This is a genomic window from Bradyrhizobium japonicum USDA 6 (assembly GCF_000284375.1).
Taxonomy (GTDB): domain Bacteria; phylum Pseudomonadota; class Alphaproteobacteria; order Rhizobiales; family Xanthobacteraceae; genus Bradyrhizobium; species Bradyrhizobium japonicum.
Genome location: NC_017249.1, coordinates 8,987,456 through 9,000,071, shown reverse-complemented (window position 1 = coordinate 9,000,071; position 12,616 = coordinate 8,987,456). Strand labels below are relative to the sequence as shown.

The following is a 12,616-nucleotide window of genomic DNA, read 5'->3' as shown; positions in this document are numbered from 1 at the left end:
AGAATTGACCAAGGCCCCGGGCCGGCCTACTGGCCCGGTGCGAATGCCAGCAAGAGAACGATGAGCGCTCCTTCGACCCATCTCGTCATTGCCGATGACCATCCCCTGTTCCGCGACGCGTTGCGGCAAGCGGTGGCGGGCGTCCTGACCTCGGCCAGGATCGACGAGGCGGGATCGTTCGAGGATCTCACCAAGCTGCTGGAACAGACATCCGACGTCGATCTGGTCCTGCTCGACCTCTCGATGCCCGGGATCTCCGGCTTTTCCGGGCTGATCTATCTGCGCGCGCAATACCCGGCCATCCCGGTGGTGATCGTCTCGGCCTCCGACGACAGCGCCACGATTCGCCGCTCGCTCGATTTCGGCGCCTCCGGCTTCATCCCGAAGCGATTCGGCGTCGAGACCTTGCGCGACGCTATCCTCAAGGTGATGGAGGGGGACGTCTGGGTTCCCACCGACACCGATCTATCGGCCGCCGCCGATCCCGACATGACGCGCCTGCGCGACCGCCTGGTGACGCTGACACCGCAACAGGTCCGAGTCTTGATGATGCTGTCGGAAGGGCTGCTCAACAAGCAGATCGCCTACGAGCTCGGCGTCTCCGAAGCCACCATCAAGGCGCATGTCTCGGCGATCCTGCAAAAGCTCGGCGTCGAGAGCCGCACCCAGGCGGTGATTGCCGCGGCCAAGATCGCCGGCGGCCAGTGGAAGCAGGGCACCCCGACCGGATCGTAGACCGCGATCGGGTCAGTCGCCTTTTTCGCGCGTCGGCTTGGGCAGGATATCCGGCTGTACCGATTCCAGGATGCTCTTGACGTCGCCATGCCTTGCGAGGGCATCGAAGACGTCGGGCACGTCGGTCGACACCGAAAACGACTTGGCCAAGCGAAACACCTTGCCGAGCTTGATCGCATTGGCCGGCAGATCGAGGCTGGCGCTCATGTCAGTGACGATTTCCCTTGCCTTCTCCTGCAGGTCGCTCGCGGCAACGTCATCGTTCAGGAACACCTGAACTGACGAAGGCTGGCCGGGCTTGGTGGCCTGGCGCAATCGATTGACGACAGCCTTACCTTCCCATTCGGGCGAAGGCTTTGTCTTGTCGGTCATGGCCGGCTCCTGTGCGGGAATCCCTGACGGCCCGGCCAATATAGCGCTTATTGCGGCCGGCTTTTAGCTGGCCGCAACAAGAATTGCCGTGGAGTCAGGCGGGCCGGCGCTTCGAAGGGCTCTTCTTGCGCGCGGCGCGTCGCGATGCGGCAACCTTCGGCCGGCGTGCCATCTTCTTGGCGACGCTACGCGGCGGATGCGACGACGAGCGCCCCCTCGCAGAGCGCTTTTTCGCGGGCGTGCGCCGCCGGGGCGCGACGCTCGCCTGCGCGGCGGGGAGCTGCGATCCGGTCAGAAGCTCGTAAGCCCTTACGGCATCGGGCACCCCATGGTTCGCACGGGCCTCTTCCATCGCCTCGGGGCGCGCGCAGGAGCCGATGATGGCGGCTTCGAGCTGGTCCGCCGTTGCGGTCGGCCTGGCTTGCAGCAGGAGGGCTGCAAGACCCGCGACGTGGGGCGTCGCCATCGACGTCCCATTCATGGTCTCGTACTTTTTGCCGGGAACGCAGGACGTGATCGCGACCCCCGGTGCGACGATCGCCGGGCACAATGGGCTGATCGCGCGATTGAAGCTCTGGCTGCTGGAGAAATCGGGCACGACGTCGTGCACGTCGATCGCGCCGATCGACAACACGTTCGCGTAATTGCCCGGTGAGCGGCTGGTCCGGGGGCCTTCATTGCCGGACGCAATGACCGGCAGAACGTTGGCGGCGCGCAACGCATCGATCACAGTCTGGAATGCCGGCGTGAAGCCGCGCAGTCCGAGCGACATGCTCAGGACTCGGGCGCCTTCGCCGATCACCCAGTCCATTCCGGCCAGGATGCGTTCGATCACCTGCCCGCCCTCGATCACCATCGCGCTCGCGAGCTGGGCATCCGGTGCGACGCCGAAGCGCCCCTTGCTGACCGGTCGGCCGACGATCGTGCCCGCGGTGTGAGTGCCGTGTACGCCGCTGTCGCGGGCCGGTGCGTTCGGAACCCGATCTCCCGCCAGGTCGAACTCGGCAAACTTCTTGATGGCTCCAGCCAATGCCGGATGCTTGCCGTCGACGCCGGTATCGAGGTGACCAACCACCACGCCTTGGCCGGTGAATCCTGCCTGCCAAAGGCGTTCCACGTTCAAGCGCTTGATGCCCCAGGTCGGACCGACTCCGGTCTTGATTGGACGGGCTTCGACCGGCTTGATCAGGCTTATCTCCGGAGCCTTGTCGACCTTGCCCACCTGCGGATCAGCCTGGAGCGAAACGAGGCCGCTGGCATCCACGCTGCCGACCGCGAGTCCAAGGTTGGGGTAGATGCGCACGCGGCGCTCGGCCAGGCTCTCCGCTCGTCTGATCTGGCGGCCAGCGGAGCGCGTCGCCGCCGCCACGAGACTCTGTGTCTGGGCAGTGTCCGGCGCGATGAAATGATCCTGCATCGCGGTCTCGGATGTGGCGGCGACCGCCGCCCTGTCCTTCATCGTGACAATCACTTTGACATAGCCAATCGCGGCCAGTGTATCCTCGAGGCTGGACCCTGCCATTGTCGTGGCTCCGGATGATTGAAATGGACGTGCTAAAGGCAATCAACTGAATAGGTTCAACATGCGATAAAATACTCGCAGTGGTTGATGCTAGTCCATTTCCCGGGAGTTGCAACGAGAGAGGATGTCGCAGGGATACGCGGCGCAAACCTCGAACATCGAGATACCGTTTCGGTCAGCGCCTGGTCGCCGGTGCTCTTCCTAGAGAGTCGCCAACAACTTGCTGGCGATCCCGATATCCGAGGTCTGTGAGCCCTCGGAGAAACCTCCGAGCGCCGATCGAAGCAGCCTCTTCGCGTCCGCGCGCTGGCCGCGCCCGGCGATCAATTTCGCGAGATCGATCGCCGCTCGCAACTCCCAGGCTTTCGCATCCGTGCGGCGGCTCAGGTCAAGCGATCGCCTGAACTGGTTCTCGGCCTCGTCGGCGGCAGGCTGCGGCAGTGACAGCAACACACTGCCCTTCATGCGCAGCAGCTCGGGCATGTAGAGATGATCGCCGCCTTGCTCGACGAGGCTGATCGCGTCGTCGATCAGGCGCGCGCTCCGCTCGATCTGCCCAAGCGCCAGCAAGCCATGCACGAGCGCGATGTTGAACGTCGTGGTGAGCAGCTCGTAGCCGGCGTCGTGGAGCTCGCGCAGACAGGCCCGTATCGTCTCGACGCCGCCAGCGGCGTCGCCGCGCCGGATCGCCAGCTCGCCTTTGACGCCGCGGCCGACCGCGAGATAAGGGCCCATCGAGCGCGTTTCGGCATGTGCGATGAAGCGGTCGAGGTTCTCTTCCGCGCCGTCGAGATCCCCGCTCCAGAGATCGATCGAGACCGCCCAGATCAGCGCGATGCAGAGCGTGATCGGATGGTCCATCTGCGCGGCCTCGGTGACCGTCTGCCGCGCCAGTTGCCGCGCAGCCGCCGGCCGACCCTGCAACCAAAGCTCGCGCGCGAGCGAGATGCCGGCCCGGTTGCGGTGATCGAAGCCGTGGACCGTGCTGATCCGCTCCGTGCCCGGCCCGTGCCAGGCGGCCTCCAGCATGCTCAGGGCGTCGCGATGCTCGCCGGCCAGATGCAAGGAGACACCCAGCAGCGAATGGGCGAGGGCGATGGAGGCGGCATCGCCGAGCGTCTCGGCGACCGTGAGGCTCTGCTGCGCATAACCGAGCGCGGCGCCAAACTGTCCCATCCGCTCGTGGAAGATGTGCATGCGGCCGAGCAGCTGGAGCTGGTTCGGCGCGTCGCCGCGCGCCTCGGCGATCGCCAGGCTGCGGCTCAGGGCGGCACGCGCAGCTTCGCTGCCGCCACGCGTGAACATCAAGGTCAATCCGAGGGCGGCCTGGATGTGCATTTCCTCGGCGCTGCCGCGCGAGGGCGGATCGATCGCAAGCAGCGCCCGTTCCGACCAGCGCCGGCATTCGATCAGCAGCGACATCGCGAGAAAGATCGGAGCCGCCGCGGCGGCGAGCGCTATGCCGATGCTCGCGTCGCCGTTCGCGCCAAAACACCAGTCCAGGGCGGCGCGTACGTTGTGGAGCGCGGAGAAATGGATCGCGCGTTCGTCGGCGCTCGGCACCGTCGCCCATGTCGTGCCGGCCTGCTCCAGCCATCGCCGGTAGTAGGTTGCGTGGCGGGCGGCAAGCGCGGTCTCGTCCGGCTCGATCTCGAGCAGATAGGCGCGCGTCGTGTCGAGCAGACGGTAGCGCATCATGGCGCCGACCGGTCGCGGCGCGACCATCGACTTGGCGACCAGGCTGTCGATGGCATCGAACAGGCGCGAGCGGTCGACGCGCTTGTCCGGCACGATTTCGAGCGCGGCGTCGATGGTGAAGTGACCGGCGAAGACGGCAAGCCGGCGCAGCACGAGGCGCTCGGTGTCGGACAGCAGCCCGTAGCTCCAGTCCAGCGTCGCTTGCAACGTCTTCTGCCGCGGCGGCGCGGTGCGCTGGCCCTGCCAGAGCAGATTGAGGCGTTCGTCGAGTAGGGCGGCCGTCTGCTCCAGGCCGTAGGCCTCGACCCGGCCGGCGGCGAGCTCGATCGCCAGCGCCATGCCGTCGAGCTTGCGGCAGATCCCGGCGACGATTGCGGCATTGGCATCGTCGAGCGCGATCTGCGCGCCGCCGGCCATGGCACGTTCGAGGAAGAGCTGAAGCGCGGGATAAGTCTGTGCGGCAGCCGCGGTCAGCCCGGGATTGTCAGGGGGAACGGCGAGCGGCGCCAACCGGTAGACTTGCTCGCCCTCGACGCGCAGGGCTTCGCGGCTCGTGGCGAGGATATGGACATGCGGCGCGGCGTGAAAGATTTCTGCTGCCAGCGGCGCCGCGGCGGCGATGACGTGCTCGCAATTGTCGAGGATCAGCAGCATCCGCTTGTCCCCGAGATGCGCGAGCAGCGCCGGCAGGGGATCGTCGGTCTGCGCCGGCAAGCCCAGCATCAGCAGGATCGAGGTGATCACGAGATCGGGATCGCTGAGCGCGGCAAGGTCGACGAAATGCGCGGCGTCGGAGAAAGTCTCGAGCAGGTCGTGCGCGATCGCCACCGCAACAGCGGTCTTGCCGACGCCGCCCGGGCCGACGATCGTGACGAAGCGCGAGCCGATGAGCCTGTCGGAGACGGCGGCGACCGCATCGTCGCGGCCGACCATGCGTTGCAGGCGGTTAGGTAGTTTTACGGGCGGCAGGTTCACCCGCGGTGCGGGATGCGGTTCCGCTGCAGCGTCCGTTCGCGAGATCGGCGCCACGAAGCAATAACCGCGGCCGGAGAGCGTGGTGATGTAGCGGGCGCCGTCCTTGCCGTCGCCGAGCGACTTGCGCAGGGCTGCGACGTGAAAACGCAGATTGGTTTCCTCGACGGTCAGGCCGGGCCACACCAGCGCCATCAGATCCCATTTGCTGACAACCTCGTTCGGCCGCGACATCAGTGCGATCAGCGTGTCGAAGGCCTTCGCGCCGAGCGGCAGCGCGACGCCGTCGCGCATCACGAGCCTTTCACGCGGCGTCACGGTGAATGGCCCGAACGACAATGTCGATGCCGCGGGCGCGGCCGGCTCAGTCATCGCGAAATCTTGCTCATTTGGAAACCGCATAGCCAGCGGAGGGCGATCCGGCAAGGCCGGCATTGCATCGGCCTCAGACCGCGCTTGCAGGTCTCGCCACCGAGTTCCCTGCCGGCCTCACAACTTCTCACAAGTCCCAACGGGTGTCCTGCCGACGCCGCTGCTAGTCAGTTGCGCGACGGCAAGGAGACCTTCATGACGCAAGCGGCAAAACTGCTTTACACGGGCAAGACCCACACCAGCGGTGGACGACAGGACGGCATATCGCGCAGCTCCGACGGCCGCCTGGATGTCAAATTGTCGCCGCCGGGCGGCGCGGGCATCGGCACCAATCCCGAGCAATTGTTCGCGGCCGGCTGGTCGGCCTGCTTCGAAGGCGCCATGGAGATGGCCGCGCGCAGGCGGAAAATCGTGCTTCCGAGAAAATGCGCGATCGATGCGGAAATCGACCTTCTTCTCGATGAGGGCACTTACGCTCTCCGGGCGCGCCTCAATGTCAGCCTGCCGGGCCTCGATCGCGAGGTCGCGCGCGGCATCGTCGATGAAGCGCACCAGACCTGTCCTTATTCCAAGGCCGTGCGCGGCAACATCGACGTCGCGGTCGCACTGATCTGATCACCATCGCCAACCATCACCAAGGAAGCCCCATATGAAGCAGCTCATCGACCAGCATCGCCGCAAGTTCTTTGGCGTCGCCGCGGGCACCGTCGCCGCCGGTCTCGGCGTCATCGACCTCGCCCGTGCCGAAACGGACGCGCCGAAGTCGTCTGCATCGAATGCGTCGTTCGGTCCGATCAAGCAGATCGACGCCGGCGTCCTCAATGTCGGTTATGCGGAGGCAGGTCCCTCGAACGGTCCCGTGGCGATCCTGCTGCACGGCTGGCCCTACGACATTCACGCCTTCGTCGATGTCGCGCCGATCCTTGCAAAGGCCGGCTATCGCGTGATCATCCCGTACCTGCGCGGCTACGGCTCGACGCACTTCCTCTCCAGCGAGACGCCGCGCAACGGCGAGCCTGCGGCCATGGCCGTCGACATCATCGCGCTGATGGACAAGCTCGACATCAAGAAGGCTGTCATCGCCGGCTTCGACTGGGGCGCGCGCACCGCCGATATCATCGCTGCGTTGTGGCCGGATCGCTGCCGTGCGCTGGTGTCGGTCAGCGGCTATCTGATCTCCAGCCAGGCCGCGGGCAACGCGCCGCTGCCGCCGTCGGCCGAGCTGCAATGGTGGTACCAGTTCTATTTCGCGACCGAGCGCGGCCGCGCCGGATACGAGAAGTACACGCATGATTTCGCCAAACTGATCTGGAAGCTCGCCTCGCCGCAATGGAAGTTCGACGACGCGACCTTCAACCGGAGCGCGGCGGCGCTGGACAACAAGGATCATGTCGCCATCACGATCCACAATTACCGCTGGCGGCTTGGGCTCGCCCAGGGCGAGGCGAAATACGAGGAGCTCGAAAAGAAGCTCGCTGCAGCTCCGCTGATCAGTGTCCCGACGATCACGATGGAGGGCGACGCCAACGGTGCGCCGCATCCCGACCCCAGCGCCTATGCCAAGAAGTTCTCGGGCCGGTACGACTTCCGCCTGATCACCGGCGGCATCGGCCATAATCTGCCGCAGGAAGCGCCGCAAGCCTTCGCCAAGGCCGTCATCGACGCCGACGGCGCCTGAGCGCTCATTCGATGCCTCGGTCCAGCGCGGCTGGACCGAGGCTATGCCGCGATCCCAGCATGAAGGAAAGTCATGACGCCCACCGAACCTGAAAAGAAGCAGCGCTCTTATGCCACGGCTATCACGGTTGCCGCGCTCCTTCTCGTCGTCCTCCTGACTTGCGTGCCCTACCTGGTCTCAATCGCTCTCGCCGAGGGGCCGGTGCAAGGCAATGCGGCAGACGCTTCGCCGATCTTCGGCGTCACGATTCCTGCGGGTTACAAGCAGTGGGAGCTGATCGCGCCCGCCGAAGAGGCGGCACCGCTCGACGAGCTTCGCGCAGTTGTCGGCAATCAGACAGCAATCGAGGCCTATCAGGCCGGAAAACTTCCGTTCCCGGACGGCACGATTCTGGTCAAGCGCGCCTGGAAGCGGAAACAGTCACCGGAATTCGCATCCGCGACGATCCCCGGCGCGGCCACCACGGTGCAGGTGATGGTCAAGGATTCCAGGAAATATGCGTCCACCGGCGGCTGGGGGTTCGGGCGCTTCGTCAATGGCAAGCCGGTCGACGAGGCCCAGCACCGCACCTGCTTCGCCTGCCATGATGCCCGCGCCAAGGGCCGCGACTACGTTTTCACCCGGCTTGCGCCTTGAGCGGTCAGGAGCCCGCCGTGTCAAAGATCTGGTTCATCAGCGGCAGCTCGCGCGGGCTGGGACGCGCCATCACGGAAGCCGCACTTGCGGCGGGAGATCGCGTGGTGGCTACGGCCCGGGACACGAAGCCGCTCGAACCGTTGAGTGAGCGCTTTGGTGAGAGACTGCGGCTCGCAACGCTCGACGTAACCGACGAGGCTGCCGCGCAAGCGGCCATCGGCCTCGCCGTGGCGGCATTCGGCGGCGTCGATGTGGTCGTGAACAATGCCGGCTATGGCGATCTCGGATCGGTCGAGGACACGAGCCTGGCCTCGTTCCGGCAGCAGATCGAGGTCAATCTGCTCGGCACCATCATCGTCACCAAGGCGGCGATCCCCGTGCTGCGCCGGCAGCGCCGCGGGCATATCGTGCAATTCTCATCCGTCGGCGGACGGATCGGAGCCCCCGCACGCGCGGCCTATTCGGCCGCCAAATGGGGCATCGAGGGCTTTTCTGAATCGCTGGCGCGCGAGATGGCGTTGATCGGCGTGCACGTGACGATCGTCGAACCCGGCGGCTTCCGTACGGGCTTTGCGCAGTCCGCGCATGCGACCGGCGAAGGGCGGGCGGAGTACGATGCCGTCGTTGGCGCGGCCGTCAGGATGCAGCGCGATTACGATGGCCGCCAGCCGGGCGATCCGGCGAAGGCCGCCGCCGTTGTGCTGAAGCTCGTCGACATGGACAGCCCGCCGCTGCGGATCGCGCTCGGCAGCGACGCGGTGAACGCCATCGCGGCGACGGACCGGCAACGCCTCGACGAGCTCGAGAGGTGGCGCACGCTCAGCGTCTCGACCGACTACTGACCGCGTCTTACTCCGCCGCCACCATCTGCTGCGTGCGCCACTGTCCCAGCAGGGCGCGCAGCGAGGCCGGCTTCACCGGCTTGTTGAGCACCGCGATTTTTTCCTCGCGCGCGGCGACCTGCACCGCGGGGCTGCGGTCGGCGGTGATCAGAATCGCAGGGATGCCGTCGCCGAAGCGGCGGCGAATGTCGCGGATGGCGGCTATGCCGTTGCCGCGGTCGAGGTGATAATCGACCAGCAGACCGGTGACGCGGCGGCCCGCGCCTTCGATCGCGGCGATCGCGCCCTCGGGGTCGGCGACCGCGATCACCTCGGCGTCCCAGGCCTTCAGCAGCGTGCGCATGCCGTCGAGGATCGCCGCGTCGTTCTCGATGCAGACGATGAGGGCGCCCGAGATCGGCCTACGCGCCAGCGGCGTCGCGCTTGTCACGGCCGCGGTGTGGGTGATCGCCTTCGCCGTCGGCACTGTCACGGAGAAGACCGAGCCGCCGCTCTTGTTGCCGTCGATGGCGATGCCGTGCTTGAGCACGCGTGCAAGACGCTCGACGATCGAGAGGCCGAGTCCAAGGCCACGGGCGATCCGCGCGCCCTGTTCGAGGCGGTGGAACTCCTTGAAGATCTCGCCGCGCTTGACCGGCGGAATGCCGACGCCGGTGTCGTAGACGCAGATTTTCAGCGAAGGGCCCTGCCGGCGGCAGCCGACCAGCACGCGCCCGCGCGGGGTGTATTTGATCGCGTTTGAGATCAGGTTCTGGAGCAGGCGCCGCAGCAAGAGCCGGTCGGACTCGACCGGCAGCGAGCAGGGCACGAAGGCGAGCTCCAGGTTCTTGGCGCGCGCGATCGGCGCAAACTCGATCTCCAGCGAGCGCATCAGGTCCGCCATCTTGAAGCTCGAGATCGAGGTCGTCATTGCGCCGGCATCCAGCCGCGATATGTCGAGCAGTGCGCCGAGGATCTCCTCGATCGCCTGGAGCGATTCGTCGATGTTCTCGACCAGCCGCGTTTCCTCGCCGCTATGCTGGCGCTCGACCAGGCTGGTGACATAGAGCCGCGCCGCGTTCAGGGGCTGGAGGATGTCGTGGCTGGCTGCCGCCAGGAAGCGCGTCTTGGAGATGCTGGCGTCCTCGGCCGCGCTCTTGGCCAGCGCCAGCTCGGAATTCAGCCGGGTCAGTTCCTCGGTGCGATCGCGCACCCGCTTTTCCAGCGTCGCATTGGCGCGCTCCAGCGCTTCGGCCGCCTCGAACGTCGGCGTGACATCGGTGAAGGTGATGACGAAGCCGCCGCCGGGCATCCGGTTGGTCAAAATCTCGATCACCATGTGGCGGTCGGGCAGGCGCTCGAGATAAGGCTCGCTGTCGGTGGTGTAGGCCGCGAGCCGCCGCTCCAGCATGCCTTCGCGCTCGACCGGATTGTCCGGCTCGCTCACACCCATGAATTCCAGGATTTCACGCAATGGCGTGCCGAACTGGATGAAATGCGGCGGCACGTTCAGGAGGTCGCCGAACTGCCGGTTGGAGCAGATCAGCTGCAGATCGGCGTCGAACACGGCGATGCCTTGGCGGACATGGTTGAGCGCGGTCTGGAGGATCTCGCGATTGAAATGCAGCGCCGCGTGGGAATCGTCGAGCAGTTTCAGCGCCGCTTTCGCCGAGACCGTCCGCTTGCGCAGCAGCAGCGACATCACGAGCCGCGAGGAGGCCGCGCCGATCGACGAGGCGATCAGGTGCTCGGCGTGCTGCAGCAACTCGAAATCGGCGGGCGCCCCGGATTCCAGGCGAACATTGCGCCGTACCGAAAATGCCTCGAACGAATGCCGGGCGCGGTCGGGTCCGAGATATTGCGCGACCGTGGTCTGGATGTCCTGCACCGTGACGGTGGTGCGCCAGCGGCGGAAGCTCGGTGAGATCGGCGCGAGCGTGTTGGGTACGAACAGATCGGCCTGCACCAGCTCGATCGAGGACGGCCGCCGCGCCAGCGACAGCAGCACATAGGTCAGGATGTTGAGCGACAGCGACCAGATCACGCCGTGCATCAGCGGCGGCAGGTCGGCGCCGAACAGCGCCTGCGGCCGCAGCGCCTCGATCCCGAACGGGCCGTGCTGGAGCAGCAGGATGCCCGCCGTCGAGGAATCCATGAAGCTCGGGATGAACAGCGTGTAGAGCCACACCGCGAAGCCGACCAGCATGCCGCCGATGGCGCCGCGCGCGGTGGCGCGCCGCCACAACAGCCCGCCGAAGAAGCTTGGCGCGAGCTGGGCGATGGCGGCAAAGGAGAGCAGGCCGATCGCCGCAAGCTGGGTGTTGCCGAGCGCGCGGTAGTAGAAATAGGCCAACACCATGATGGCGAAAATCGCAAGGCGCCGCGAGCGCAGCAGGAAGTCGCTGAAATCGGCGCCGCCGGTGCGCCCCTCCCGCCGCCGCTGCAGCACCAGGGGCACCACGAGGTCGTTCGAGACCATGATGGAGAGCGCGACGCATTCGACGATCACCATCGCGGTCGCTGCCGACAGGCCGCCTACGAAAATGGCGACGCTGAGCAGCTCCCCGCCGCCCTCCATCGGCAGCGCCAGCACATACATGTCGGGGTCGGCCGCGCCGAACGGAAAGGTAACGAGGCCGGCGAGTGCGATCGGGATCACGAACAGATTGATGGCGACGAGATAGAGCGGAAACAGCCAGCGCACGCGGCCGACCTCGGCATCCGAGGAGTTTTCGACCACGCTGACGTGAAACTGGCGCGGCAGCAGCATGATCGCGCAGAGCGACAGCAGCGTCATGGTCAGGAAGTTGCCGATCGACGGCGAATAGTTGATGGCGCGCACCGCCTCCGGCGTCTTCATCGCGCGCTCGATCAATTCGTGCGGCGAGAACATCCAGAAGGTGACGAAGATGCCTGCGGCGAGGAAGGCGATCAGCTTGACGATGGATTCGGTTGCGACCGCCAGCATCAGGCCGTGCTGGTGCTCGGTGGCGTCGGTCTGCCGCGTGCCGAACAGCACGGCGAAGGCGGCCATCGCCAGCGTCACCATCAGCGCCATGTCGCCGAGGATCGGGATGTGGGAGAACGCCTGGTCCTCGCTCAGGATCGTTTCGAGCGAGGAGGCGACCGCCTTGAGCTGGAGCGCGATGTAGGGCACCGAGCCGATGATCGCGATCAGCGCCACCGTTGCCGCCACCGCCTGGCTCTTGCCGTAGCGCGCGCCGATGAAGTCGGCGATCGAGGTGATGTTGTGCGCTTTCGCGAGCTGGATCACGCGGCGCAGGACGCCGGCGCCGAGCCCGATCATCAGGATCGGGCCGACATAGATCGCGAGGAAGTCGGTCGAGGCCCGCGTGGCGAAGCCGACCGAGCCGAAGAAGGTCCAGGAGGTGCAGTAGATCGCGAGTGACAGCGGATAGATCAGCCCGGACGCACGGCCGCGCCCGGCCAGCGAGCGGCGGTCGCCGTGGCTCGCCACCAGGAACAGGAAGCCGATATAGCCGAAGGCGGCAGCGATCACGCCCCAGTCGTGCAGCATGGCGAGCGCGCTTCTCCCTGGGCGCGAGGGCGCCCGAACTCATTTTCCCTGCAAATCTAGCGCGTTGGGCGGGCGCAAGCGACAGCGAAATGCCCTAGCGGGGCGGGAACTGGGGTTGTCGTTAAGCTATAGGGCGAGCTGCCAGCGCTCCCTCGCCCCGCTTGCGGGGAGAGGGTGGGGTGAGGGGGAGCCTCCGCGGGGGTGGTGACAGTTGGACTCGCGGAAGCTTCCCCTCACCCGGACCCCGCGCGTTCCGCGCGCATTCCGGCCTC

General features: G+C 66.4%; 9 protein-coding genes. 5 read left to right on the top strand and 4 right to left on the bottom strand.

The features are described 5' to 3' along the window. The first annotated feature begins 60 nt into the window (after positions 1-60). Positions 61-735 carry a response regulator gene (locus BJ6T_RS41395; protein WP_014498490.1) on the top strand — a complete coding sequence of 225 codons (675 nt, stop codon included), beginning with the start codon at positions 61-63 and terminating at the stop codon, positions 733-735. Between the two features lie 12 nt (positions 736-747). On the opposite strand, the gene BJ6T_RS41390 is transcribed toward BJ6T_RS41395, so the two are convergent. The 3 genes from BJ6T_RS41390 to BJ6T_RS41380 form a co-directional block, all read right to left on the bottom strand. Beyond that, positions 748-1,107 carry a hypothetical protein gene (locus tag BJ6T_RS41390; protein ID WP_014498489.1) on the bottom strand — a complete coding sequence of 120 codons (360 nt, stop codon included), beginning with the start codon at positions 1,105-1,107 and terminating at the stop codon, positions 748-750. A 94-nt stretch (positions 1,108-1,201) separates the two neighbouring features. Next, entirely contained in the window at positions 1,202-2,629 is a 1,428-nt protein-coding gene (locus tag BJ6T_RS42780; RefSeq protein ID WP_014498488.1) for a S8 family peptidase, read from the bottom strand. Between the two features lie 201 nt (positions 2,630-2,830). Beyond that, positions 2,831-5,671 carry an ATP-binding protein gene (locus BJ6T_RS41380; protein ID WP_014498487.1) on the bottom strand — a complete coding sequence of 947 codons (2,841 nt, stop codon included), beginning with the start codon at positions 5,669-5,671 and terminating at the stop codon, positions 2,831-2,833. Between the two features lie 195 nt (positions 5,672-5,866). On the opposite strand from BJ6T_RS41380, the gene BJ6T_RS41375 reads away from it, so the two are divergent. The 4 genes from BJ6T_RS41375 (at position 5,867) to BJ6T_RS41360 (ending at position 8,827) form a co-directional block, all read left to right on the top strand. Then, a complete protein-coding gene (locus BJ6T_RS41375; RefSeq protein ID WP_014498486.1) occupies positions 5,867-6,286 on the top strand; it encodes an organic hydroperoxide resistance protein in 420 nt (139 codons plus the stop codon). Between the two features lie 34 nt (positions 6,287-6,320). Then, positions 6,321-7,349: an alpha/beta fold hydrolase gene (locus BJ6T_RS41370; RefSeq protein WP_014498485.1), complete on the top strand. Its 1,029-nt coding sequence runs from the start codon at positions 6,321-6,323 to the stop codon at positions 7,347-7,349. Positions 7,350-7,421: 72 nt separating this feature from the next. Next, positions 7,422-7,985: a cytochrome P460 family protein gene (locus BJ6T_RS41365; protein WP_014498484.1), complete on the top strand. Its 564-nt coding sequence runs from the start codon at positions 7,422-7,424 to the stop codon at positions 7,983-7,985. Between the two features lie 17 nt (positions 7,986-8,002). Further along, positions 8,003-8,827 (top strand): SDR family NAD(P)-dependent oxidoreductase, encoded by an 825-nt coding sequence (locus BJ6T_RS41360; RefSeq protein WP_014498483.1) that lies wholly within the window; start codon positions 8,003-8,005, stop codon positions 8,825-8,827. A 7-nt stretch (positions 8,828-8,834) separates the two neighbouring features. Here BJ6T_RS41360 and BJ6T_RS41355 read toward each other — a convergent pair whose 3' ends face one another. Then, the gene (locus tag BJ6T_RS41355; protein WP_014498482.1) at positions 8,835-12,344 is read right to left on the bottom strand and encodes a PAS domain-containing hybrid sensor histidine kinase/response regulator; all 3,510 of its coding nucleotides are present in this window, start codon (positions 12,342-12,344) and stop codon (positions 8,835-8,837) included. Positions 12,345-12,616 lie beyond the last annotated feature (272 nt).